The 25,655-nt window shown below is 42.1% G+C and carries 26 protein-coding genes; 14 read left to right on the plus strand and 12 right to left on the minus strand.

What is annotated here, in order from left to right; genetic code table 11:
* Positions 1-248: 248 nt before the first annotated feature.
* The 5 genes from tsaE to ACKWCA_RS13730 all read left to right on the plus strand — a co-directional run bounded on the left by tsaE (position 249) and on the right by ACKWCA_RS13730 (position 3,558).
* Positions 249-665 carry a tRNA (adenosine(37)-N6)-threonylcarbamoyltransferase complex ATPase subunit type 1 TsaE gene (gene tsaE, locus ACKWCA_RS13710; protein WP_413978779.1) on the plus strand — a complete coding sequence of 139 codons (417 nt, stop codon included), beginning with the start codon at positions 249-251 and terminating at the stop codon, positions 663-665.
* A 271-nt stretch (positions 666-936) separates the two neighbouring features.
* A complete protein-coding gene (locus tag ACKWCA_RS13715; protein WP_413978780.1) occupies positions 937-1,083 on the plus strand; it encodes a hypothetical protein in 147 nt (48 codons plus the stop codon).
* 397 nt (positions 1,084-1,480) lie between these two features.
* A complete protein-coding gene (locus ACKWCA_RS13720; protein WP_413978781.1) occupies positions 1,481-1,852 on the plus strand; it encodes a hypothetical protein in 372 nt (123 codons plus the stop codon).
* Positions 1,853-1,938: 86 nt separating this feature from the next.
* Positions 1,939-3,129 (plus strand): alanine dehydrogenase, encoded by a 1,191-nt coding sequence (locus ACKWCA_RS13725; protein WP_413978782.1) that lies wholly within the window; start codon positions 1,939-1,941, stop codon positions 3,127-3,129.
* Positions 3,130-3,150: 21 nt separating this feature from the next.
* On the plus strand, positions 3,151-3,558 hold the full coding sequence (locus ACKWCA_RS13730; RefSeq protein WP_413978783.1) for a DUF4258 domain-containing protein: 408 nt from the start codon (positions 3,151-3,153) through the stop codon (positions 3,556-3,558).
* A 308-nt stretch (positions 3,559-3,866) separates the two neighbouring features.
* On the opposite strand, the gene ACKWCA_RS13735 is transcribed toward ACKWCA_RS13730, so the two are convergent.
* The gene (locus ACKWCA_RS13735) at positions 3,867-5,033 is read right to left on the minus strand and encodes a proline dehydrogenase family protein (protein WP_413978784.1); all 1,167 of its coding nucleotides are present in this window, start codon (positions 5,031-5,033) and stop codon (positions 3,867-3,869) included.
* Between the two features lie 132 nt (positions 5,034-5,165).
* Between ACKWCA_RS13735 and aroB the strand changes: the two genes are divergently transcribed.
* Entirely contained in the window at positions 5,166-6,230 is a 1,065-nt protein-coding gene (gene aroB / locus ACKWCA_RS13740) for a 3-dehydroquinate synthase (protein ID WP_413978904.1), read from the plus strand.
* A gap of 102 nt (positions 6,231-6,332) precedes the next feature.
* Entirely contained in the window at positions 6,333-6,668 is a 336-nt protein-coding gene (locus tag ACKWCA_RS13745; RefSeq protein WP_413978785.1) for a hypothetical protein, read from the plus strand.
* On the opposite strand, the gene ACKWCA_RS13750 is transcribed toward ACKWCA_RS13745, so the two are convergent.
* The 3 genes from ACKWCA_RS13750 to ACKWCA_RS13760 all read right to left on the minus strand — a co-directional run bounded on the left by ACKWCA_RS13750 (position 6,669) and on the right by ACKWCA_RS13760 (position 8,967).
* On the minus strand, positions 6,669-7,187 hold the full coding sequence (locus ACKWCA_RS13750) for a DinB family protein (protein ID WP_413978786.1): 519 nt from the start codon (positions 7,185-7,187) through the stop codon (positions 6,669-6,671).
* A gap of 64 nt (positions 7,188-7,251) precedes the next feature.
* A complete protein-coding gene (locus tag ACKWCA_RS13755; RefSeq protein WP_413978787.1) occupies positions 7,252-7,731 on the minus strand; it encodes an Lrp/AsnC family transcriptional regulator in 480 nt (159 codons plus the stop codon).
* A 120-nt stretch (positions 7,732-7,851) separates the two neighbouring features.
* Positions 7,852-8,967, minus strand: a complete 1,116-nt coding sequence (locus ACKWCA_RS13760; protein ID WP_413978788.1) for a M14 family metallopeptidase — start codon at positions 8,965-8,967, stop codon at positions 7,852-7,854.
* Between the two features lie 115 nt (positions 8,968-9,082).
* On the opposite strand from ACKWCA_RS13760, the gene ACKWCA_RS13765 reads away from it, so the two are divergent.
* The 3 genes from ACKWCA_RS13765 (at position 9,083) to ACKWCA_RS13775 (ending at position 10,750) form a co-directional block, all read left to right on the plus strand.
* A complete protein-coding gene (locus tag ACKWCA_RS13765; protein WP_413978789.1) occupies positions 9,083-9,457 on the plus strand; it encodes a DNA topoisomerase IV in 375 nt (124 codons plus the stop codon).
* Between the two features lie 11 nt (positions 9,458-9,468).
* Complete coding sequence (locus ACKWCA_RS13770; RefSeq protein ID WP_413978790.1) at positions 9,469-10,287, plus strand: TerC family protein; 819 nt, start codon at positions 9,469-9,471, stop codon at positions 10,285-10,287.
* 64 nt (positions 10,288-10,351) lie between these two features.
* Positions 10,352-10,750, plus strand: a complete 399-nt coding sequence (locus ACKWCA_RS13775) for an ACT domain-containing protein (RefSeq protein ID WP_413978791.1) — start codon at positions 10,352-10,354, stop codon at positions 10,748-10,750.
* 116 nt (positions 10,751-10,866) lie between these two features.
* Here ACKWCA_RS13775 and ACKWCA_RS13780 read toward each other — a convergent pair whose 3' ends face one another.
* The 7 genes from ACKWCA_RS13780 to ychF all read right to left on the minus strand — a co-directional run bounded on the left by ACKWCA_RS13780 (position 10,867) and on the right by ychF (position 21,116).
* Entirely contained in the window at positions 10,867-11,823 is a 957-nt protein-coding gene (locus tag ACKWCA_RS13780) for a sterol desaturase family protein (protein ID WP_413978792.1), read from the minus strand.
* A gap of 107 nt (positions 11,824-11,930) precedes the next feature.
* On the minus strand, positions 11,931-12,362 hold the full coding sequence (gene mscL, locus ACKWCA_RS13785) for a large conductance mechanosensitive channel protein MscL (protein WP_413978793.1): 432 nt from the start codon (positions 12,360-12,362) through the stop codon (positions 11,931-11,933).
* A 26-nt stretch (positions 12,363-12,388) separates the two neighbouring features.
* Positions 12,389-15,046, minus strand: coding sequence for a DNA gyrase/topoisomerase IV subunit A (locus tag ACKWCA_RS13790; RefSeq protein ID WP_413978905.1), 2,658 nt, complete (start codon positions 15,044-15,046; stop codon positions 12,389-12,391).
* A gap of 211 nt (positions 15,047-15,257) precedes the next feature.
* Positions 15,258-17,117, minus strand: coding sequence for a DNA topoisomerase IV subunit B (locus ACKWCA_RS13795; RefSeq protein WP_413978794.1), 1,860 nt, complete (start codon positions 17,115-17,117; stop codon positions 15,258-15,260).
* Between the two features lie 114 nt (positions 17,118-17,231).
* Positions 17,232-18,953, minus strand: a complete 1,722-nt coding sequence (locus ACKWCA_RS13800) for a hypothetical protein (protein ID WP_413978795.1) — start codon at positions 18,951-18,953, stop codon at positions 17,232-17,234.
* A 97-nt stretch (positions 18,954-19,050) separates the two neighbouring features.
* The gene (locus ACKWCA_RS13805) at positions 19,051-19,944 is read right to left on the minus strand and encodes a DMT family transporter (protein ID WP_413978796.1); all 894 of its coding nucleotides are present in this window, start codon (positions 19,942-19,944) and stop codon (positions 19,051-19,053) included.
* Positions 19,945-20,021: 77 nt separating this feature from the next.
* Positions 20,022-21,116: a redox-regulated ATPase YchF gene (gene ychF / locus ACKWCA_RS13810; protein ID WP_413978797.1), complete on the minus strand. Its 1,095-nt coding sequence runs from the start codon at positions 21,114-21,116 to the stop codon at positions 20,022-20,024.
* 124 nt (positions 21,117-21,240) lie between these two features.
* Between ychF and ACKWCA_RS13815 the strand changes: the two genes are divergently transcribed.
* Positions 21,241-22,029 (plus strand): agmatinase family protein, encoded by a 789-nt coding sequence (locus ACKWCA_RS13815; protein ID WP_413978798.1) that lies wholly within the window; start codon positions 21,241-21,243, stop codon positions 22,027-22,029.
* 12 nt (positions 22,030-22,041) lie between these two features.
* The gene (locus tag ACKWCA_RS13820; RefSeq protein WP_413978799.1) at positions 22,042-22,791 is read left to right on the plus strand and encodes a class I SAM-dependent DNA methyltransferase; all 750 of its coding nucleotides are present in this window, start codon (positions 22,042-22,044) and stop codon (positions 22,789-22,791) included.
* A 5-nt stretch (positions 22,792-22,796) separates the two neighbouring features.
* Here the strand turns inward: ACKWCA_RS13820 and ACKWCA_RS13825 are convergent, their stop codons facing one another.
* On the minus strand, positions 22,797-23,150 hold the full coding sequence (locus ACKWCA_RS13825) for a 4Fe-4S dicluster domain-containing protein (protein WP_413978800.1): 354 nt from the start codon (positions 23,148-23,150) through the stop codon (positions 22,797-22,799).
* A 183-nt stretch (positions 23,151-23,333) separates the two neighbouring features.
* On the opposite strand from ACKWCA_RS13825, the gene ACKWCA_RS13830 reads away from it, so the two are divergent.
* On the plus strand, positions 23,334-24,395 hold the full coding sequence (locus ACKWCA_RS13830; protein ID WP_413978801.1) for an acyl-CoA reductase: 1,062 nt from the start codon (positions 23,334-23,336) through the stop codon (positions 24,393-24,395).
* A gap of 90 nt (positions 24,396-24,485) precedes the next feature.
* The gene (gene serC, locus ACKWCA_RS13835; RefSeq protein ID WP_413978802.1) at positions 24,486-25,550 is read left to right on the plus strand and encodes a 3-phosphoserine/phosphohydroxythreonine transaminase; all 1,065 of its coding nucleotides are present in this window, start codon (positions 24,486-24,488) and stop codon (positions 25,548-25,550) included.
* Positions 25,551-25,655: the final 105 nt, after the last annotated feature.

Consider the following 25,655-nt stretch of genomic DNA (forward strand, 5'->3'; position numbering starts at 1 on the left):
AGTTTGATCAAATCAAACGCTCCATATTAGATACAAGACTAATTTGTAGCGGCGTCCTAATATGGGGTTCTATCACCCTATTGTCTATAATATACTTAGAATTTTCATTGTAGTTTCATTGCGACACCATAGCGTTCTTCAAAGACAACAAAACACAGGGGCTATTTAGATTAGGCCGTAAAACAATCAAAAACTATATTTGAAAATATTTAGCGGCATCGCTAACTAATTTTATTTGTTTCCACTTCATGAAGAGCACTACGTACACTGAAAATTCCATAGCTGATGTCGCTAGGGAGTTGCTATCCTCCGTCAAATCAAAAACCCTTTGTCTCCATGGAGAAATGGGTGCTGGTAAAACTACCCTGACCAAGGCTTTGGTTAAGGCTTTGGGCGGATCTGATTCGGGAAGTAGTCCTACCTTCGGTATTGTAAACGAGTATCATTTTGAATCTAGGGAGCTCCTAGGTTACCACTTTGATTTCTATCGTATAAATGACGAAACGGAAGCGTTGGATCTGGGTTTTGAGGACTATTTAAATCAAGATGTATGGATTTTTATCGAGTGGCCAGAAAAAATTCCTTCGTTTCTTCCGGAAGACGCGACCCATGTCCACATCAAGATTGTAGATGCACTTACCCGCGAATTGAAACTCAACCAATAGTATTTTGAGGTACCGTAAAAGCTGGTGAAGAACTACTTCGCGTCTTAAGACCACCCATTCGGTCAGAATACCCTAGTTTGTGAATTTACACGTATCGTCAAATGCGCATTTTTATTGTGTAAATTTCGATGAACTGCAATAAAATCGATGAAATCATTGAATTTTTCGTCAAAATGCACAATTTAAAGTCGAAAAGCTACGGAAAATAAACTTTATTTCTTACTTTGCACCCTAGAATACTGTCCGATTTCTAACTAAATACTTAATGAAAATGAAAGCAAAAAAACTAATTTTCGGTCTTATGGCCGTCGTATTACTGGTAGCCGTTTCTTGTGAACCCAACACTACCGCTCAAGAAGATGATTTGTACGAGGTGGGCGTGGATAAAACTAAAATTACCAAGCCTAAAAAGAAATAATTGATATAAAATCAATCAATTCAAAAATTTTAACCAAAAGGACAATCATAAATTGTCCTTTTTTTCGTTGTTATCATAATCGTTACAAGAAACGCTTATGATGAATGATTCCATAAATGAAGCAAGAGGAAAGGCAAGAAGGAGAATAATTTGGGATACTCTTATGGTATTTTGTATTATAATATCACCCTTCATTTTTAAACTTCACGAATATCTACCAAGTAATCCAGATGCGACATTCAAGTTTTTTGGATTAGAATTTGATAAGAACGGTTTCCAGGACATTAGCATATACGCTTGGTTTTTACTTGGAAAGGTCGTACCGCTTTATCTTTTGACCATATGGTTTTTTACATGTAAGCACTGGTGGTATCACATTATTCTGATACCTGTTACAATGTACGCTTTTCAAATTTTTGAAGGGGTATATTCCCAAGACCAATATGTTGATACTGACAATATTTTTTGGCTTCTTCCCGTGTGTATGGTGGTCATCCCATTTGTATATTTTATTAGGATAAAACTGTATGATAAATACGTAAATGGTATCGACCTTGAAGCCATGGAGGCTGAACTTCATGCTTTAAAGAAAAAGAGGTCACAAGTAGAGGTTCAAAAAAAGAAAGACCTCGACACGCCAACTCCCGATACCGTAGAGTACCGCTCTCTTTCCGAATGGATCGATGCAAAACTTTCTACTGGTAATATCGAACTTATCTTTCGACAATTTCAGAACAATCTAAGAGACTGGATGCATCTTAAATTCTAACTGCCTGTTCGTCCATTTCCAAACCTTTTTCATTTTAAAATCGTAAATTTGATTTGATGGGTTTCCATCTTGAATAATTTCCGTTCATGGACCAACCTTTTAGTAAGCAACAATTACTTCCTCAGGAAGAAACCTTGGAAGTTCTCAAACAAAAGGGAGAACTTTTTATCGGGGTACCCAAAGAGAATCAATTTCAAGAAAAACGCATCTGCCTCACCCCTGATGCGGTCACTGCTATTACGGCCAATGGGCATCGCGTCATGATAGAATCCGGCGCAGGGGAAGGCGCGTTCTATTCCGATATCGAATATGCGGATGCAGGAGCAGAAATTGCCAAAGACCCTAAAAAAGTATATGGCTGTCCCTTAATCTTAAAGGTGGAGCCACCGACTTTCGCGGAAATCGAAATGATGAACCCTCAGAGTACCATCATTTCCGCACTCCAATTAAAAGTACAAAGCAAAAAGTATTTTGAAGAACTGGCCCGCAAACGGATCACTGCAGTGGCTTTCGAGTATATAAAAGACGATGATGGCAAGTATCCGGTTGTCCGCTCGCTCAGTGAAATTGCCGGAATTTCTTCAGTACTTATCGCTTCAGAACTATTGGCCGCGACCAATGATGGTAACGGATTGATGTTTGGTAATATTAGTGGTGTACCGCCCATTGAAGTCGTTATCATAGGCGCCGGTACCGTAGGTGAATTTGCGGCCCGTTCCGCAATAGGATTGGGCGCCAACATCAAACTTTTTGATAATTCCATTACCAAATTACGTCACATTCAGACCAGTTTGCACCAAACCGTATACACTTCTACTGTACAACCCAAGAATTTGATGAAAGCCCTAAGACGTTGTGATGTGGCTATCGGTGCGACGCGTGGCAAAGAACGCTCGCCCGTTGTAGTGACCAATACGATGGTCGAACATATGAAAAAAGGCGCGGTCATCATCGACGTAAGTATCGATATGGGCGGCTGCTTTGAGACCAGTGAAATCACTTCGCATGAGAAACCCACTTTTGAAAAGTACGGTGTGGTCCATTATGGAGTACCCAATATTCCCTCGCGATACCCTAAGACAGCATCGATATCGATCAGCAATATCTTCACCCCGTACCTTTTGAAATTGGGTGAAGAAGGTGGACTTGAAAATTCGCTACGTTTTGACAAAGGCTTGCGTAACGGACTTTATATGTATCATGGTATCTTGACCAGTAAGTCGGTTGGTGAATGGTTCGATTTGCAGTATAGCGATATCAATTTCCTCATATTTTAAGAAAGCCCCAAAGCGATTCCTATGTCCTTATTCGATGCCAGTTTTTTTAAACGTCTTGGTTTTTATTTATTCGGTCTTTCCATTGGTATAGTTTTTCTCGCCTTCTTTTTTAAGAAAAAGACCGAGGAGACGGGCGTCTCTTTTTGTTATCTGCCCAACTGCCGCACGCTGAAGGATATGCGATCCAAACCCATTACTTATTCTGATGAAATAGGGACAATGCTACAAAACAAGGAATTGGATACCACCGCATTGCATATTTTTTTCACCGCTGGGGATGTTGATTTTTCCAAAAGCGATACGGAGGCCGCACCTTGTAAAAAATATCGGATCAATCACGAAACGGATGAAGGTCTGACCCGAATCAACGTTGCCAATTGTCTAAACAAAGTGGTCATTATGGACTTTGAGGTAGTCTCTGAGTTCTGAATTGTTCCTGCCCTCAAAAAATTTCAAATTCCAAATCTCACGCTTCACGCTTTACGTCTGATATCTGAAAATAATTAAGAATTCTTAATTGCTCATTGTTCATTGCTTATTGCTCATTGATAACTGCTAATTCCCAAAAAAAATTCCAATAGGCAAAAACCAAATTCCAAAAAACAAATTTCAAATTCCAAGTCTCAGGTCTCACGCTTCACGTTTGATGTCCGATGTCTGAAAATATTTCAGAATTGGTCACTGCTAATTGCTTACTGCTAATTGCTTACTGCTTACTGCTTACTGCTTACTAATAACTAGATTTTTCTGCGTTTCCGTTCTTTTTTCAATAACGATAGTTCACGGGTGGTCTGCCCGGCAACGGAAGTATTCTCCTCCGCTCTACGGATCAAGTAGGGCATAACGTCTTTCACAGGACCGAAAGGCAAGTACTTGGCGACATTGTATCCCTTATCCGCCAAATTAAAGGAAATGTGATCGCTCATGCCGTACAACTGTCCGAACCAAATTCTGGGGTCGGCGTTGGAGATGTTCAAATCGGACATCAGCTCCATTAGCTGATAACTGCTCTCTTCATTGTGTGTGCCCGCAAAAAGTGAAATACCTTCCAAGTTTTCTAGCATGTATTTGATGGCGGCATCAAAATTTTCATCTGTGGCCTGCTTCGAAGCACAAATCGGGGAAGTATACCCACGCTCCTCTGCTCGGTCGTTCTCTTTTTCCATGTAGGCACCACGAACCACTTTCATTCCGATCTTGAACCCGTCTGCTTTTCCTCTTTCATGTAATCCCTTGAGGTAGTCCAAACGATCCCAACGGTACATCTGCAACGTATTGAAAACAATGGCCTTTTTGGTGTTGTATGTCCGCATGAGGTCTTCCACCACTTGATCCGCTGCATCTTGCATCCAGCTTTCTTCTCCATCGATCAAAAGGGAAACATCAAGGTCATAGGCCTTTTTACAGACCTTATCAAATCTATTGATGACCCGCTGCCATTCTTTCGATTCCTTTTCGGTAAGTGGTTTTCCCTGACTTACTTTTTCGTAAAGCGCAAAACGCCCGAAACCCGTCGGTTTGAAAACGGCAAAAGGGATGGAATCCTTTTCTTTAACAAAATCCAATAGCCTGAGGATCATCTCTAGGGCGTTATCAAACGGGTCTTCTTCGTTCTTGCCTTCTACCGAATAATCCAAAACGGAACATACCCCTTTCTCGAACATACGATCTACCACAGGTAGGCAGTCTTCTTCATTCACACCACCACAAAAATGATCAAAGACCGTCGCCCGTATCAACCCTTCTACCGGCAAATTCGCCTTAATGGCAAAATTGGTCATGGCCGTGCCGATGCGTACCAGGGGTTCGTTGGCAATCATCTTGAACAAAAAATAGGCACGTTCTAATTCAGAGTCGGTTTTTAAGGCAAAGGCCGTCGCTGTATCTTCAAAAATTCGATCCATATTATTCAGAAAGTTAACGATGTCAAAGATAAAGACCTGAATTCTATTCTTTTGATAAAAAATAACCTTTATTTTGCAGGCTTAATGTCCTCACCTCTTGTTGTGACGGCAACACAAAGCATCTAACCCATGATGGAATCCATAAGAACCACTGCCTATGCAGTCCATTTCAATCAGCTCGCGTATCAAAGTTTGAACGAACATTTAGCGCAGAGTGCGTACTCTTCCCTTTTTATCATCGTCGATGAGAATACCTATGAGTGTTGCTTACCCTCGTTTATGGCCGCTATTGAGGGAGATTATCATTTTGAGGTGCTGGAAATCCCTTCTGGAGAGGTCAATAAGAATATCGATACCTGCATGAATTTATGGAGGGCGCTCTCTGAACTTGATGCGGATCGCAAGAGTTTGGTCATCAATTTAGGTGGTGGCGTGGTCACGGACCTTGGCGGGTTTGTCGCATCGACTTTCAAACGCGGAGTGGATTTTATAAACGTACCCACAACGCTACTGGCCATGGTAGATGCCTCGGTAGGTGGAAAAACCGGTGTCGACCTTGGGTCGTTAAAAAACCAGATCGGGGTAATCAACCAACCCAAAATGGTTTTGGTCATCAGTGAATTTCTAAAGACATTGGAAGAACGTCAGTTACAGAGCGGATATGCCGAAATGCTCAAACATGGTCTTATTCAGAGCAACCCGTACTGGGAAACCCTAAAGGCGGTTTCAACCTTTGATGGACTTGATACGATGATACACACCTCGGTACAGATCAAAAACAGTGTGGTTATCGAGGATCCTACGGAACAAGGGCTACGAAAAATACTGAACTACGGTCATACGTTAGGACATGCTATCGAGTCTTATTTTTTAGAAAGCTCCTATCATGAGACCCTACTGCACGGAGAGGCCATCGCCATTGGAATGATCTTAGAGGGCTATCTTGCACATCAGTTATCGGGACTTTCGGAAAATGAACTCAGGGATATCAAAACTACCTTCCTCAGTAGGTACACGAAAGTCGAATTTACGGATGAGGATATATATAATATTCTTTCCCTCTTGAAATTCGATAAGAAAAACTCACATGGCAATATTAATTTTGTACTGCTCAAGCGTATCGGTGAACCGGTAATCGATGTTCAAATTCCAATAAATTTGTATCGGGAAGCATTCGCATACTACAAAGAACAATAGATTCATATACTAAATCAAGTCATTGACAACTCTTTAGAAATTCGAAAGAAAAAAAAACATAGTTTAGGTATCTAAATAAAAAACCAGATCAAACCTACTACTATGTTACGTAAACTTGTTGATTACAAAAAGTTAGACCATGAATTGGCAGCCTTATTGATTGAAACCTATCCTGATGGGTATGGTGACGACGATATCATTTCTTTTAGAAATGGCCATGGTGAAATCGTAGAAGCTGTGGAAATCCAAACTTCGGATACCCTTTATCTTGTGAAGATAAGCAAGAGCCTCGCCAGCTTCATTTCCAATTTCGAGGATAATATCGAAAAGGAGCTCGAAACAAAACAAGAAGCCGTGCTTGAAGAAGCGGATACCACCGACTACGAATCGGAATTCAATACCGATAACGAGGGAGATGACGATATGGACCTGGATTGATTACAGGTATCGTTCCCGTATGATATTTCTGTGGTGTCTTTGATGGCCGCAGATTACGAAACCCAATCCGGCAACGCTCCATTGTAGATTACTTGCCGTACCCATATGTCTCAACATTCGATCATCAAGGTTCTCGAACACCTGTATTGTCGACTCGCGAACAACTTGATACGCCTTCACTATACGGTCATGAGTAGCTCCCCTTGAATCATTTTCCAGTACATAATCATCTTGATCAAAGCCCATCAATGGCGTAGCATCTTCCCGAGAAAACCGGAAGGCACGATATTGAAAAATACGCTCTGAATCAACGATATGTAATAAGGCTTGAGCGACTGTCCATTTACCTTCCGCATAGGCATACTGCAATTTATCTTCCGGAATACTCCTAATAAACTTCGGAAAATTATCATGTCCCTTTTTCAATTGGTCCATTAAGACCGTATCATCTGGCAAAGTGTTCAGGTAGATTCCATAAAACTCCTCAAACTCCGGTGATGTCAATTCGTTTTTTTTCATTTGCTGTCGAATAAAAAATCCCAATCAAAAACTGAATGGGATTTATTTCAAAAAATAGGTTTAATTACAATTCATTGAATATTTTATGCATCAAACGTTTCTTATCATTGAAACTCTCTTCTAGGGAAATCATGGTTTCGGTTCTGCTGATGCCTTCGATATCATCGATTTTAAAGATGATGTTCTTCGCATGATTCGTATCCCTAGCTCTGATTTTGCAAAAAATATTGAATTTTCCGGTCGTGATATGCGCAATAGTGACATATGGAATTTGTTCTAAACGTTCCAACACAAATTTTGTCTGGTGTGTTTTCTCTAAAAAGATGCCGACGTATGCGATAAAAGCATATCCCAACTTCACATAATCAAGAGTTAAGGAAGAACCTTTGATGATTCCTGATTCTTCCATTTTCTTGACACGTACGTGAACAGTCCCCGCTGAAATCAGCAATTTTTTGGCAATATCCGTAAAGGGAGTTCTGGTATTGTCAATGAGCATGTCCAGAATTTGGTGGTCTATTTCGTCTAATTTTACTTTTGACATAGGTTATCAGATTTTTGGGCAAAAATAAGACTTTAAGAGATAAAATGCATCATTTAACCATTTTTTATAACAAAAACGTAATGTTTTTTTGATTTTATCTAAATATGTTCAAAGATAGTCTTACAGAAGTTCGCGGAAATTTTGTTTTTCTAGTTCCTTAAGATCAGCTGTGTTCAAGAAATCATACGTCTGGTGCCCAAAACATCCTTCGAGATTTCCAGCTTGTACAACCCTTGGTTCGAAATCGATTTTTCCGTTCGCCAGGACCTCTGTAAACAGAATCCCGATATCTTTTCGTTTGTTGGAATTCTCTTCAGGAACGTTGTGGACTAGGATATCAAAAAAGTCCTTTTGATTTTCAGGAATCTCAAAATAGGCATTGCCATTATAGCTTTCAATCTTATTTTCAGCAATGGTTTTTAATACATGTACCAAGGCATGAAAGAGATACTCCCGCGTCTGTTCTCGTCGATAGTCTTCATGAAAGTGCCCGGCCTCAAAGAGAATAGTCGGTGTATTCAATAGTTGAAACGTATCCCCCACGCAATTGTCATTAAAGGTATCATCATACCGTCCGATTTGGCCAGGTATCAAGGTCTCCAAGATTTCGTTCATCGCCACAATAAGCTGCATCGCCGTTCGTCTGGTCTCCGAAATACTTCGTTCTACATTGTGGGCAGGGGCTAAAAAAGAAAGGGTTGCAGGTTTAGGAGTCGACCCTACATTATAAATGGTCCGTTGGTCGTGCAAGTTGAAACAAAAATCAGGTGCGAAGCTGTCGTACTCGCCTCGGAGTATAGTACTTTCGGGCTGACTTCTAGTTTTGGCATCACGATTGAGATCCACTTGATTTGCATTCACCCGCGTATAAGCCGCTGCCCCATCGGGATTCAAAATAGGAATGATCCTAAGGGTACATTGTTTACGGATATGCTGCGAATACTTCTCGTTCGCACTTAAAAAATTAAGGAGGTCCAACACGCTTTTTGTGGTAGTGGACTCATTGCCGTGCATTTGAGACCACATTAAGATCTTTAAAGGTCCACTTCCCAAAGTAATGGAATGAATCGGTCGTTTACGAACAGAATATCCTATAGTTTCAACCTCAAATCCCTCCTTTTTTTCCTCTAAAAGTGGAATGATGTGCGCATTCGTAACGTAGCGGCCTTGAACCCTGATTTCTTTAAACTTTGTATACGCTGGTTTCGTGATCATAATCGCCCTAAGGAGTTTCATCAAAAATAGTTCAATCGAGGCATAGCGGCAGCAAGAGCCACAAAAAAATCGAAATCGTTAAAAAAAGAGGGGTTGGGCTATCGACAACTCCTTCCTATTTCATTATTTTGTACTCATGTTGAAAACCCTATACCTGATTCTCCTCTTTGTTGTCCTCTTAGGCTGTTATGAGCCTGAACGCAATTGTTCCGATTTTAAAAACGGTGCCTTTTCCTTCACTTCCATAGTCGATGGCAAAGAGCTCAAAACCACCTTTACCAGAAACGACAACTTGGAAGTGGACTATTTTGCTGGTAAAGCGGATTCTTCCTCCGTGCGGTGGATCAATGATTGCGAGTATATCGTAAAAAAATTAAATCCGAAAAGCAAGGCCGAAGAGAAACCCATACATATGAAAATATTGTCTACCACCGATAATTCTTATACATTTGAATACAGTATTGTGGGGGAGGCCAAGAAACAAAGGGGCACTGTCACAAAAACCAACTAAACACTTCAACCATGTTCGAAATATTCGCAAGTCCTGATGCCTGGATCGCACTTTTAACTTTGACCTTTTTAGAAATTGTTCTTGGAATTGATAACATCATTTTCATTTCAATCGCAGCCGGCAAATTGGAGGAAGGACAGCGAAAGAGAGCGACGAATATCGGGCTTGTGCTGGCCATGGTCATGCGAATTGTATTGCTATTCGGTATTACTTGGTTAACTGCCGCCTCAAAACCCTTTTGGGTTTTTGATAAAGGATGGATTTCCGGAGGGGTCAGCGGTCAAGCGCTGATCTTATTTGCGGGAGGCCTCTTTCTCCTCTATAAAAGTACACGTGAGATTCATGAAAAAGTAGAACACAAGGGCCATGATGAAATTGAAGTGAAAAGAGGTCGATCCACCTCAATGAGAAAAGCTATCATACAAATAACCCTTATCAATATCGTATTTTCATTCGACTCCATTTTGACCGCAATCGGAATGACCAATGGCATCTCACCCAATCCGAATGATGCCCTTGTGCTGATGATTATTGCCGTGGTTATATCCGTAGTGATCATGATGTTGTTTGCCAATCCCGTTGGCAACTTTGTGAATAAGCACCCATCCATTCAGATATTAGGACTTTCCTTTTTGATTCTCATTGGTTTTATGTTGATAGCGGAAGGCGCCCATATCGCCCATTTGGTCGTTTTCGGTAATGAAGTGGGCATCATACCTAAAGGCTATCTCTATTTCGCTATCGCCTTCTCATTATTGGTCGAATTTTTAGACTTGCGCATGAAAAAGAATACGAAATCGGAAATCAGGGAAATTCCTTCGGAAGAGTGAGTTTGGATGTTGTTTACCTCTAGGGGTTATATCGAGAACCAGATTACGTTAAAGTATTAAGGGCATGTCAGGGGAAACCAATCTTACCGAACTGATTCGAAACATGACGCCTACCCTGCAGCATGGGAGTTATGTATTTACCACAGTAGCCGATGTTAATGACATTGATCGCCACGATACCATTTGTGAATTTAAGGAAGTCGAAGGGGTGACCCTTGTACTGGAACAATCGAAAGCCGATGCACTTCATCTTGAATATGACTTTGTTGCTGCCTGGATTACCCTAGAAGTACATTCCGCTCTTAACGCGGTCGGATTGACCGCCGCCATTTCAGAAGTTCTCGCCCAAAACCACATCAGTTGTAATGTGATCGCAGGATTTTACCACGATCATCTTTTTGTCGAACACTCCGATGCAGAAAAGGCCGTCAATCTGTTGAAACAATTATCCAAAACAGGGTGATTGTAAAAGTTGGGGTTCGGTGTTAGGAGTAAACCTACATGCCCCTTTGAGACCACATAGCGTTCTAAAAGATGTATGCAATATGCCCAAAGGCTATGATTTTCCTTACGCTCTTCTCAATTAGGCCGTTCAAAGACCATTTGTGGATTTTGAGACTGTTGTTCTTTAAACAAGCGTTGCTGCTGCTTTACCGTCATGGTGCTACCGTCATGGCTCCAACCCGGAGGGCCGAAAACATACATGAACTTATGCCATAAATTGGGCGACTTTTTCATATCGTTCCAAATGTCCTTGAATTCATGGGTGAGGATGACCAACGGGTTATAGGAGTCGGGCGCGTGAATTACCCCGAACTTGACTTCAACATCATCATCCAGTTCCTTCCATGTGCCGAATATCTTGTCAAAAATATTCAAGAACCCACCGTGGTTTTTGTCAAGGTACTCCACATTTTGCGAGTGATGTACCTGATGCATGGTATGCGTGTTGAATATCTTTTCGATCCACCCCATTTTCGGAACATATTTCGAATGTAATTGAAATTGCCAGAACGACTCGATAGCCAACGCAAAAATCACCACCTCTACCGGAAACCCGATCGCCGGCATCCACATATAGAAGAAAGGCTTATAAAGCAACGTAAACCAGCCGTTTCGAATGGCGGTACCTAAATTAAAATGGTCTGAGGAATGATGTACGATATGCGCAGCCCATAGCAGCCGTATTTCGTGATTGGCCCTATGAAACCAATAATAGGTAAAATCATCCGCGAGTTGGCAGAGTAGAAAGATATACCACTCATAGCCAAAAGATTTATAGCCCATGATATTCATTCGCACCCCATCAACTTCAGGATTGAACAATTCATAGGTGAAATTAAAAACGACGATCAGCACGGTTACCTTGATCAATGGCCCTAATATGGCAGAACCGATACCCATGGCACCACTCGCCATTAAATCTTTCCATACGTACAAATCTTTGTCTCCATGCGTATGGCTATAGGTGATTTCCAATAAAATAAAGGCGATAAAAGCGGGAACTCCGTAAACCAGGGGGTTAGTTAAATCCATTTAAAAATTTAAATTTTGCTAAATATAGGGATATTAAGATCGAATGCACAAGTTGTTAAATGATTTGGGATATGCCGGTATAAGAATGGCCTATTGCTTAAACAAAATCACTCCTTGTTCTTCCGTAACAGTTCATTCTGCTCTTTCATAAGTTTTTCAAGATTAGATAGCAATTGAATATTCCTTGGTGTTTCCACCTCGGCATCTTCAGGGTCCTCCGCCTTATCTCTAAAACGGTTCATACCCTTGATAACCAAAAATATGGTCATGGCCACAATTATAAAATCAATAAGGACATTCAATAGATCTCCGTAACCGATAGCAACTTCGGTTACCCCTTCCGAGGCTTCTCGCAATACATAGGATTTACTCCCCAGACTAACACCTTCCGTCAGTAACGACAGGGGGGGCATAATTACTTTCTTTACCAGAGAGTTCACAACAGCATTAAACGAAGCACCAATAATGATACCTATAGCCATATCGACCATATTGCCCTTAATCGCAAAATTCTTGAATTCTTCGATAAATTTCTTCATGAAAAACGAATTTTAAACCATTTCATCTAAAACAAGGTTATTTGCCCTTCTTCGTCATCATCATCAACATCCTCTTGGTCAGTGGGCTTTGTGGATGTTTTATCGCTCGCCGGCGGTTCTTTGGGTGCTACCGATAGCTCTTGGGTCACTACATTCTCTTCGTCTACCACCTCTATTTCAGAAGCTTCTCTCGGCTTGGGCACCTCGTAAGGCAATGAGGCCATCGCATTGATTTCCAAAACTTTGTCTTTGGTCAATTGATTTCCCATCGCCGATATTCCCTTTATGGCAATAAACTGTTCAAGATCGACTTCCAAGTTATCCTGTCGGTCCTTACCCCGCTTTTTGGCGAATACAATTTCCGCCTTAGGGCGATAATCCGTAAAGACCTTCTCAAGATATGATTTCGGATGATCGGTGAGAATCGATTCAACCCGTTCGGGATTATCGATTAAAAAGCGCTTTACATAAAATAGTTCCTTATCCCCTTCCCAATAAATTGCGGATATCGGTTTTTGGGGTTCCCATTTTTCCAAGACGATCATGTCATCATTAAAGCGCAATGTCAGTTCAGGGATTACGGTCTTAATGTTTCCCTGCTGATTGATGACAAGCAAGCGGTCTTCACTGGTAAATTCACCAAGATACTCACCTCGTTCATCCATATTTAAGCGCTGTACCGTATCATCAAACCATAATTTTCGAGGTTTGAGCGTAGAAAGTCCTTTCTCCTTCAATTCGATCCGCTTTACGGAATATTTGGTGACCAAATTTCCTTTCGAGCCCCGACCTTTGATGAGAACATCTGAAAAATCCAGGTCCCACTTCAGCTTTTTAATGCTACCAGCCTGACGAAGCAATACGGTAATGACCTCTGCCTCACCGTTCGGGTTGGCCGAAAAATAAAGTATATCGGTGCCCGCTTTTCCTGTACCGACATCGTATAGCCGATCTCGGGTAATACTAGTAACGTTAAAGCGTTTGATGTAACTGGGTCCTCCCCTTCCGTCTTTGTAAATTAAATTATAGGTGGTGCGCTTGTCTTTCTTTTTAAAGACCGCCACATGAATGATGTTCTTATCTACAAAGGTCTTAGAATCAACCTTAGTGACCATCATTTTGCCGTTTTTGGTGAAGACGATGATGTTATCGATATCCGCACAATCCGTAACATATTCGTCACGTCGCATGGAAGTGCCCACAAAGCCCTCTTCGCGATTCACATACAGCTTGGTATTGCGAATGACCACCTTTGTGGCTTCAATGTCATCGAATATTCGAATTTCCGATTTCCGCTCCCTTCCCTTACCATAGGTAGCTTTCAAGCGTTTGAAATAGTCGACTGCATAGGTAATGATATTCGCAAGGTGGTGTTTGACTTCGGCAATTTTTTCCTCTAGATTATCAAGATGCTGTTGGGCCTTGTCCAAATCGAACTTGGAGATACGCTTGATACGAATTTCGGTCAAACGAACAATATCCTCCTCCGTCACGGGCCGTTTTAGATGCTTGGTATGCGGTTTAAGTCCTTCATCAATCGCTTTGATGACCCCTTCCCAGGTTTCTTGTTCCTCGATATCGCGATAGATTCGGTTCTCGATAAAAATACGTTCCAAAGAGGCGGCATGCCACTGTTGTTCCAGTTCCCCGAGTTGTATCTCCAGTTCTTGGCGCAATAACTCTACCGTAGCATCCGTCGAGCGTTTTAGCATTTCGGTGACCCCAATGAAAAGTGGTTTATTATCCTCGATAATACAACCCAATGGAGAAATAGACGATTCACAGGAGGTAAACGCATAAAGCGCATCTATGGTCTTATCGGGCGATATACCACTGGGCAAATGAATCAAGATTTCAACATCCGCAGCGGTGTTGTCCTCGATTTTCTTCACCTTGATCTTTCCCTTATCATTTGCCTTTAGGATGGAATCGATTAATGAAGAGGTATTAGTACCATAAGGAATTTCATTGATCACCAACGTATTCTTGTCCATCTGGGAAATCTTGGCCCGTACCCGTACCTTACCCCCACGCATGCCATCATTGTAATTGGTGACATCGATGATACCCGCTGTCGGGAAATCGGGAAAAAGTTTAAATCGTTTGCCTTCCAAATGTTTGATGGAGGCATCTATCAATTCATTGAAGTTGTGCGGAAGCACTTTCGTGGAAAGGCCTACTGCTATACCTTCGGCCCCTTGTGCCAGAAGCAGCGGAAACATCACCGGAAGATTGACCGGTTCTTTTTTGCGTCCGTCATAGGACTGTTGCCATTCGGTAATCTTAGGACTGAATACGACATCCAAAGCAAACTTGGAGAGTCTCGCTTCAATGTATCTGGAGGCCGCAGCACGGTCTCCGGTTAAAATATTACCCCAGTTTCCCTGGGTGTCGATCAACAGGTCTTTCTGCCCCATTTGCACCATGGCATCGGCAATACTCGCATCACCATGGGGATGGTACTGCATGGTGTGCCCCACGACATTCGCCACCTTGTTATAGCGACCGTCATCGAGCTCTTTAAGCGCATGCATGATTCGGCGTTGTACCGGTTTGAATCCGTCTTCGATAGCGGGTACCGCACGTTCCAAGATCACATAAGAGGCATAATCCAAGAACCAGTCTTTGTACATACCGGTTACCTTGGTCAGGGCATCGTCTTGGGCATCTTCTTCGTTCGCCATATCTTCGGAATCCGTTGTATCGGCTTCCGCTTCAGTAGCGGATTTTTCGTTTAAATCCTCACCTTCTTCTTCAGAGGGTACGTTGGTGTTTTCTTCCTCTCCCTTGGGTAGCCCCTCTTCATCTGCCGGTGAATTTAAATCTTCTTCGTTCTCAGCCATACAGCTAAAATCCTCTAGTTTAGTTGGGTTCGCCGATTGGCGACCGGGTTAATTATTGGTTTTCTTCGACCAGGTCTATTTCAACCTTCAAATTTTCGATAATAAATTTTTGACGGTCCGGGGTATTCTTTCCCATATAAAAACTAAGCAATTCTTCTATCGACATCGCCTTGTCTAACATTACCGGCTCTAATCGGATATCATCTCCTATAAAATGCTTGAACTCATCAGGGGATATTTCACCCAAACCTTTAAATCGGGTAATTTCGGGCTTACCGGTCAATTTTTTAATTGCGGCCCTACGTTCTTCATCACTGTAACAGTAAATCGTTTCCTTTTTATTGCGCACGCGAAACAGCGGTGTCTGAAGAATATACAAATGATTCTCTTTGATCAACTCTGGAAAGAACTGCAAGAAAAAGGTAATCAGTAGCAAGCGAATGTGCATTCCGTCAACATCTGCATCCGTTGCGATGACAATGTTCTTGTAGCGGAGATCTTCCATCGATTCTTCGATATTCAGTGCCGCCTGTAGCAGGTTGAACTCCTCATTCTCATAGACTATCTTCTTCGACAATCCATAGGAATTCAAGGGCTTCCCCTTTAAACTGAATACCGCCTGTGTATTGACATCACGCGATTTCGTAATGGAACCGGAAGCGGAATCACCCTCCGTGATGAACAGGGTGGTCTCTAGGTTTCTGTCGTTTTTGACGTCACCCAAATGCACGCGACAGTCCCGCAATTTTTTGTTGTGAAGGTTGGCCTTCTTTGCCCTATCCTTGGCCAATTTTCGAATACCGGAGAGTTCTTTACGTTCTCGCTCCGCTTGCATGATTTTCTTTTGTAAGGCCTCTGCTACATCCTGATTCTTATGCAAGTAATTGTCCAACCGTCGGCCGACAAAATCGTTAATATAGGTACGTACCGTGGGTAAGTCACCGCCCATGTCGGTGGATCCGAGCTTGGTCTTTGTCTGGCTTTCAAAGACGGGCTCCATGACTTTGATCGATATTGCGGAAATTATCGATTTGCGAATATCGGAAGCATCGTAGTTCTTTTTGTAGAACTCGCGGATGGTCTTCACCAAAGCTTCTCGAAAGGCCGTTTGGTGTGTGCCTCCTTGTGTGGTATTCTGACCGTTGACAAACGAATGGTATTCCTCGCTATACTGGGTCTTGCTATGGGTAATCGCTACCTCAATATCGTCTCCTTTTAAATGGATAACGGGATAGAGGAAATCCCCTGTATTGTTATTGTCTTCCAAGAGATCCTTGAGACCATTTTCCGAATGGAATTTCTCTCCGTTGAAATCAATGGTCAATCCCGGATTGAGATAGACATAATTTTTGAGCATGCGTTCCACATACTCATTGCGGTACTTGTACTTCTTGAAAATGGCATCATCAGGAATAAAGCTGACCTTGGTACCCTTGCGCTTCGAAGTGTCCACAGGGCCTTCTTCCTTGACCAAATTCCCTTTACTGAATTCCGCTGTCTTTATTTTATTTTCACGGGAGGATTGCACTTCAAAAAAACTGGACAAGGCATTGACCGCCTTTGTACCGACTCCATTAAGACCAACGGACTTCTTAAAAGCGCGCGAATCATACTTGCCGCCCGTATTCATTTTAGAGACCACATCGACGACCTTTCCCAACGGAATGCCACGCCCATAATCGCGTACTTTGACCTGCTTGTCCTTGATACGGATCTCAATGGTCTTACCGGCACCCATGACGAATTCATCGATACAGTTATCGATAACTTCTTTTAATAAAATATAGATACCGTCATCGGCAGAAGAGCCATCGCCCAACTTACCGATGTACATACCGGGGCGCATTCGAATATGCTCTTTCCAATCGAGCGAACGAATGTTATCTTCGGTATACTGGGAGTTTTGCGCCATGTTATGGGAATGTTAAGCTTGGTTGGCTAAGATAACACGACTTTAAAAAAAATAAAACCCCTAACGAGTAAAGTAATTAACAATGGAAATAAGGGTTTTGTTGATAGAAATTGCTTAATCACACATGTTCAGCAGGACCCTAACATCCCCTTCTGGATTATCGGCTGATACCGGTCCATTAAAAAGACCATTAATATAATACCTTGAAGAGTTATATTCATAAACTTTCTTTAAACCGCACACATCATTTAATTTACTATTTCCTTCAATTCTGGCACCATGAATTCCAGTATCATTTGGCGATTTATAAATATGAATCAGGTTTCTTAGGCCATTTAAATTTTCCAACTTTAAGTTATATTCTATATCAATGTCAGCATACCAAGCCGTAGTAAGGTTTTCTAAGGCATCAATATTCAATAGGCTTTCATTACCTCCTATTCTTATTCTGCCAAAACAAAAAAAACAATTCTCACCTGAACCAGTCAATTCCAAACCTTGTAAACCATCTAAACTTTCAAGCGAAATATTATTCCATATTTCAACTCCCGCTGCCACAGAGTTCAAATTGTCTATTCCGTGAAGACTAATTAAATTTTGATTTTGATTAATATCAAGGCCTCCATTAGTTATTTTAGTTATCTTTTGTAGACCATCCAAGTCCGTTAGTTTCTCATTAATTGAAATTGTAACACCTCCTTCTACCATCTTTAGACTTTCAAGGCCTTTCAATGATTTCAATGATTTATTCAGTAAGACGTATAAGCCATCGATATCCGTTAAACTTTCTAACCCCTCAAAAGATTCTAATGCCCCGTTTGCTGCAACTCTTATTTGACCCTCAACATGTGCTAACGAACTCAAAAATCTGAAATCAGTAATAGAAACTAACTCTTGTAATAAAAGTCGTCCTCTTACAATAGATAAATTCTTAAAAGCATTTATTTCTCCTGTTACACCACTTAAGGTCAAAAGACCGTTTATACTTTCAAGGTTATCGAAACCAACTATATCTGAGATTTTACCTGCGAAGACACCTACTAGGGCCATATTTCTTTCTACTGTAGTCAGTTTATTAAACCCATTTAAAGAGAAAGTCGATTTTTCATTATATATGATGAATTCACCGCCGACGTACAACAACTCTTCGAAACCATCAATTTTATTTAAGGCGTTATTATTCGCTATGATTAAATCATCATCGATTTTCTTTAATTCTGAAAAACCTTCAAAATCAATCAAAACTTGATTATTGTTTATCACCAAAGAATCTCCTATGACCGATATTGTATTTAAAGGTTTCAAATTCTTAATAGAGGAAGGATTGTTCTCATCTTTAATTTTTAAAGCACCCGTAATTTCAGTATATGCTAAAGCGCCAAAGTCGTCTACCTCTTTCTGAGATGTCAAAATAACATCCCCTTCAAAAATCTTGGCGATAGGTTCTGATTCGAGGGTATTAAAACTTAGCTCATTCCCATAGGCCGTGCCCGCACTATTTGTGGCATACGCTCGCACGTGGTAAGTGACATTTGCTTCCAAGCCTTCTATGGTACTATTAAATTTGCCCTTACCGGTGCCATTGGCAATTTTATTATCCGAAATAGTAGGTCCGGTAGAAGTTCCCCAAACCACTCCTCGATCGGTAATTGCGGCGCCTCCATCATCCGTGACATTCCCACCGGAAACCACAGAACCATCGGTAACATCCGTAACTACAACCGTAGCAATTGTAGGAAGCGAAACCAGCTCTTCAGAGATTTCCGGGGTTGTTTCGGAATCTGAACATCCAATAAGCAAAAGAAAAAAGAAAACTGAGGAAACAAAATACTTCATAAATTCAATGATATACCAATGAGATCATTCAAAGAAAGTAAATTACTACATTCCTAACAATCAGAATCGACCAACTACAAACAGAGTGGTTCAATGGCTATTTTTTCCGCGAAACCAAAGTCACCCCTGCAATCACCACCAGCATTCCAAAAATCTGCAAGGTCGTTACCCGTTCGTCCAAAAAGAGAAAGGCTAGGATAATCGTAGAGACAGGACCCAGACTTCCAAAAATGGAAAAAGTGGAAGCCCCCAAGCGCTTGATTGCAGCAGACACCAAAAATGAAGGTAGTAGCGTCGAGAAAACGGCCATGGCCAATCCTAAATAATAAACCTCTGCCGGGTACTCGAACAAGTCGAAATCGGCCACCATTGCATAATGAACTGCAATACAGAGCGTAGAAACCAACATGGCATACGAGGTAAAACGCAACACCCCGAATTTGGGTATCAACCAACCGCTTCCGACCAGGTAGGCGGCATAGGTAAAGGCGCTAAGAAAAATCAGGAATCCACCCCAATAGACCGCATCCCCTGAAATTCCGATTTCATCCCAAAAGGTAATCAAAACTCCTACATAGGTAATCAATATGGCCGAAAATTGCTGTCTTGTGAGCTTCTTTTTAAAGAAGAGCCACGACAACAGTACGACTATGGTCGGATAGATGAAAAGGATAATCCGCTCTAGGCCCGCCTTGAGATACTGTAAGCCCATAAAGTCGAAAAGACTTGCCAAATAATAGCCCAAAAAACCGAAAAGCACCAACCATACATAGTCTTTGGTCGTGACCTGCTGAATCGGTTGTGGTTTGGTTACAAGAGCGATGATCAAGTAAAAAGGAAAGGCAAACCCCATGCGAAACAAAAGCAGGGTCAAATGGTCGACCTGATACGTATAGGCCATTTTGACCATCACGGCCTTCGCGGAAAAGAGCACGACACCCAAGATGGCGAAAACAACACCAATACCGGTTACCGAAGTGTTTTTTGGCATTCGGCTAAATTAGGACTTGCAGTACTACCAGCAGATCTATTTACTTCTGGAATACGAAGTTCAACTGATAAAAAGTACTAGACATTAAAACGGAAATGCATCACATCGCCATCCTTTACAATGTACTCTTTACCTTCTACACGCATTTTACCTGCTTCTTTGACCTTGGTTTCACTACCATAGGCCACATAGTCATCATAGGAAATGACCTCTGCCCGAATAAACCCTTTTTCAAAATCGGTATGGATGACACCCGCCGCCTGCGGAGCTGTTGCTCCTACCGGAATGGTCCAAGCACGCACTTCCTTCACACCTGCGGTAAAATAGGTCTCCAAATTCAATAGTTTGTATGCCCCGCGGATCAGTTTGGCTGAACCGGGTTCGGAAAGTCCCAGATCCTCTAGAAACATTTGACGTTCCTCATAGGTCTCAAGTTCTGTAATATCGGCCTCAGTGCCAACAGCAAGCACAATCACCTCCGCATTTTCATCAGCGACAGCGGCTTTTACCTGATTTACGTAGTCATTTCCCGCAGCCGCAGCATCCTCATCTACATTACATACATACATCACTGGTTTGTCAGTGATGAACTGCAACAGGTTCACATATTCTTTCCGGTCATCTTTCGAAAGGTCTATGGCCCGAACCGAGGTGCCGGCTTCCAATCCATTTTTGATTGCCAAAAGTACGGCCTCTTCTTTTTGGGCTTCTTTATTTCCGGTCTTGGCCGCGCGTTTTACCTTATCCAATTTTTTTTCGACCGTCTCCAAATCCTTCAACTGTAGCTCCATATCGATGGTCTCCTTATCACGGATCGGATCTACCGAACCGTCGACATGAACGATATTGTCATTGTCGAAACAACGCAATACATGAAGAATGGCATCGGTTTCACGGATATTCCCCAAAAACTGATTTCCCAATCCCTCGCCTTTACTGGCTCCTTTGACCAATCCTGCAATGTCAACGATTTCAACAGTGGCCGGAATCACCTTTTCAGGATTCACCAAGTCTTCCAACTTCTCTAAACGTGTATCGGGCACATTAACAACACCTATATTCGGTTCTATCGTACAAAACGGAAAATTGGCGCTTTGCGCTTTTGCATTGGACAAACAATTGAAAAGTGTCGATTTACCAACGTTGGGTAGTCCTACGATACCTGCTTTCATAAATCACTGGATTAAGAATTCGGGCGCAAAGATAACTTTTACCTCTTGATCTACCCTATAAAATGACGAAACATAATTTCAGTGGAACGATTATCTTTAGCCTGTATTCAATATTAAATCAGCTATGGGAAAGAAAATTACCCTTCAGGGAATACTATTCGATGAAAAGTCATCGTATTTGAAAGGACCGGCCCTGGCCCCGCCGCTCATCCGGGAGGCATATCATAGTGAATCCGCCAATTATTTTTCAGAAGACGGAACCAAAATCTCCCCTGCGCTTTTCGATGATACGGGAGATTATGAAATCAAGGAGTATTGGGATATCGAACGAATTACCTCCAAAAACCTTAAAAGTGATCAACCCTTGCTCACCTTAGGGGGAGACCATTCCATCACGTATCCTATTTTAAGGGCGATTCATGCAATGCATGGTCCAATAGACATGCTGCACATCGATGCCCACGCCGACCTGTATGATAATTTTGAAGGAGACCGGTATTCACATGCCTGCCCCTTTGCGCGCATCATGGAAGAGCAATTGGCTTCAAGGCTGGTACAAGTCGGGATACGAACACTTTCGGACCATCAAAAGGTACAGGCGGCTAAATTCGGAGTGGAAATCATACCCATGAGAGATTTGGATCTGACCCGACTCCCCAACTTCGAAAATCCCCTCTATTTGTCTCTGGATGTAGACGCACTTGACCCTGCCTTTGCGCCAGGTGTATCACATCACGAACCGGGCGGATTGACTACCCGACAACTTTTACATATTATTCAGCAGATAAAGGCACCGTTAATAGCAGCGGACATTGTAGAGTATAATCCGTCACGAGACATCAACCATATGACCGCCATGGTCAGCGCAAAATTATTGAAGGAAATCGTAGCAAAAATGATGAAAGGACTTTAAATTCAACGGGGCATGAGCATAAGCAATCTATATGGAGCGGAATTGGCTAAAGTCTTTGATACCATGTATCAGGGATTTATCGCATACGATGAGGAATTTCAATTTTATACAACTAAGGCCGAAAAAATCGGTGTAGATAGTATTCTTGAGATTGGTTGCGGTACGGGTAATTTGGCCCGTTACCTTGCTGCACATTTTAAGCATTATCTCGGCATTGACCTAAGCGAGCACATGCTACAACTCGCCCGAGAAAAGAATCCTGAGGTACCATTTATGCAAGCCGATATGCGCAACTTTTCGACCGAAAAGCGTTTTGACTTAGCCTTGATTACGGGCAGATCGTCAAGCTATCTCGTATCGCATACCGATTTGACCGACACCTTCGATGCTATCGCTCAGGCTTTACGGCCCAAAGCACATCTGATATTTGACTGCATCGATGCTGATCGCTTCATACCCTACATCGAGAAAAACCCTAGAGTGGTCCATAACGCTAAGGTAGGTGAACTCAAGTTTAGAAGAAATTCATATTGGCATATCGAAAATAAGGCTGAGAATTTGGTCAACTGGACTGCAGACTATTACAAACTTGAGGGGATTCATCAAGTCAAACTTGGTCAAGACCAAGTTATTTTCAAAGCTTTTACCCAAAATGAAATGGAGGCATTACTGACCCAAACGGGATACGAAGTAATCCATATGGAAGACCGACCATCTTACGCCTTTGACACTTTTGTCGTGCATGCGCAGAAAAAACGATAAGCGTTTTAGTCTTCCGGGTGCATAAAGGCCTGCTTTTGCAACAGTACCTCCTCCGATTCTACTCGGTCTTCGTCGGGTACGCAGCAATCTACGGGACATACCGCCGCACACTGTGGCTCCTCATGAAAGCCCATGCATTCGGTACATTTATCAGGAGAAATATAATAGATTTCATCGCTTATCGGCTCTTGCACTTCATCCGCATTGACTGCTTTGCCATCCGGAAGAACTACATCACCATTTAACGAGGTTCCATCGCTGTATCGCCATTCATCGGCACCCTCATAAATCGCTGTATTCGGACATTCAGGCTCACATGCACCACAATTGATACATTCGTCTGTTATAATTATCGCCATGGTTTTTCTTCTACGAAACCCAATGCCATCCTCATCCTAAAGACATATTGGAAAACATCAAGTTCTATTCCTAATTCATTTTGCAATTTTCGTGTTGATTTTAATCATCAACGGTCTAGTTCTACTAAAAGTATCCCTAATTTTGTGTAAAGGTACTTCCTAAGCTAATTTTTCACAAATATAATGACGCAGTATAATTCAATCTTAGAAGCTTTTGTTAAACTTGGTCGTTTTCTTGGCGACTATGTGGAAACCAAACAAAGCGGTCGTGAATTGACTTCTGCATGGTCGACGGAGCTGGATCGACTAGTTTCCCAAGCCAAACATCACAACGGATGGTTCACAGAAGAAAACCTTCTTTTCGCACTGCACGGTTGGTCTGAACAGCTTACCCAAGATACACTTGAAGCGTGGTTGTCCGGATACCAAATTTCAGACCTGCGACCGATGCGGGTTGCCATAATCATGGCCGGTAATATTCCGCTTGTTGGGTTTCATGATTTTCTAGCCGCGCTAATGACCGGAAATGCTATCCTGGCCAAACTGTCCAGTAATGATGCACAGCTATTACCGTTTTTAACGCGATACTTGATCCACCAAGAACCACTGTTTGAGCAGAAAATACAGTTTACCGATACGAAATTGGAAAACTTCGATGCCGTCATCGCTACCGGTAGCACCAATACCTCTCGCTATTTTGAACACTACTTCGGAAAATACCCCAATATCATTAGACGGAACCGCAATTCGGTGGCCGTTTTGACGGGAAAGGAATCCCAAGCTCAACTGACCGCCTTAGGAGAGGATATTTTCAGATATTACGGTTTAGGCTGCCGAAGCGTATCGAAAATATTCGTGCCAGAGGGGTACGACTTCAATCGTCTTTTCGAAGCGATCTATACGTACCGAAATGTTATTGACAGTGCCAAATATGCCAACAATTACGACTACAACAAGGCAGTTTATCTCATGAGCGAATTCAAAATTCTCGATAATGGTTTTCTGATCCTTAAGGAAGATGAAAACTATGCCTCGCCCATCGCCTCGCTTTTCTACGAGACCTATAGCGCAATTGAAAGTATTAAACAACGCCTGTTCAACGATTCAGACAAGCTACAATGTGTGGTTTCCGAGGGGGTCTTATCCTCAGAAGTTGCATTTGGGGCCACCCAATCACCCAACTTAAGCGATTATGCCGATGGTGTCGACACTGTTGAGTTCCTGTTGAAAACATCACAGATTTAGTTGGTTTTGTGTAGGGTAAATTCTCTAAAATTTTGAGACCTTTAGAAGCTTAAAATAAAAACACCCGACTTTACGTATTTCAAAAGAATTATGAAAAAACACAATTTTAGTGCCGGACCATGTATCCTGCCACAGGAAGTTTTTCTACAGGCCTCTGAAGCCGTCATGGACTTTAACGGTTCGGGACTCTCCCTCATAGAGATCTCACACCGCAGCAAGGATTTCGTTGAGGTCATGGAAACAGCCAGAACCCTTGCACTTGAATTACTGGGTTTGGAGAATCAAGGTTATGAAGCCCTTTTTTTACAAGGAGGCGCAAGTATGGAGTTTTTGATGATCGCGTACAACTTGCTGGAAACCAAGGCGGGTTATCTGAATACGGGTACTTGGAGCGATAAGTCCATCAAAGAGGCGAAACTTTTCGGTGAAGTCATTGAAGTAGGTTCCTCACAAGATGAGAACTTTAAGTACATCCCAAAGGGATACGCGATTCCTTCTGGTTTAGATTACCTTCATCTGACTTCGAACAATACGATTTTCGGTACGCAGATCAAGAAGTTCCCAACGGCTAATGTGCCTTTGGTATGTGATATGAGTTCCGATATCTTTTCAAGACAACTCGATTTCACTCAATTCGATCTGATTTATGCCGGGGCGCAAAAAAATATGGGGCCGGCAGGAACCACTTTGGTCATCGTTAAAAAAGATATTCTCGGAAAGGTGTCTAGACAAATTCCATCTATGCTCGACTATCAGGTGCATATAGGAAAGGGCAGCATGTTCAATACTCCCTCGGTCTTTGCGGTATACGTTTCCATGTTGACGCTACAATGGCTTAAAGATCTGGGCGGCATTCCTGCCATTGAAGAAATCAATGAAAAGAAAGCCCGACTGTTATATTCTGAAATCGATTTGAGTCCGGTATTCGATGGCTACGCCAAAAAAGAAGATCGATCCATTATGAATGCAACCTTCAATCTCACCGATAACAAGTTGAAAGACACATTCGATGGATTATTGAAAGAAGCGGGAATCAATGGGCTGAATGGTCATCGTTCTGTTGGTGGCTATCGGGCTTCGATGTATAATGCGCTATCCTTGGAAAGTGTTGGCGTTTTGGTCGATGTTATGAGCGAAATGGAACGGAAAGGATAAAATCGGTCCGAACTACAATTTCAGGAGTTGTAGCGTAACATGATTTGAAATTTTCGTTACGCGACGGAGGAGATGATGAGCTAGCCTATGAACTAGTTCTAACCG

It is taken from the genome of Maribacter corallii (genome assembly GCF_047345415.1).
Lineage (GTDB): Bacteria > Bacteroidota > Bacteroidia > Flavobacteriales > Flavobacteriaceae > Maribacter_C.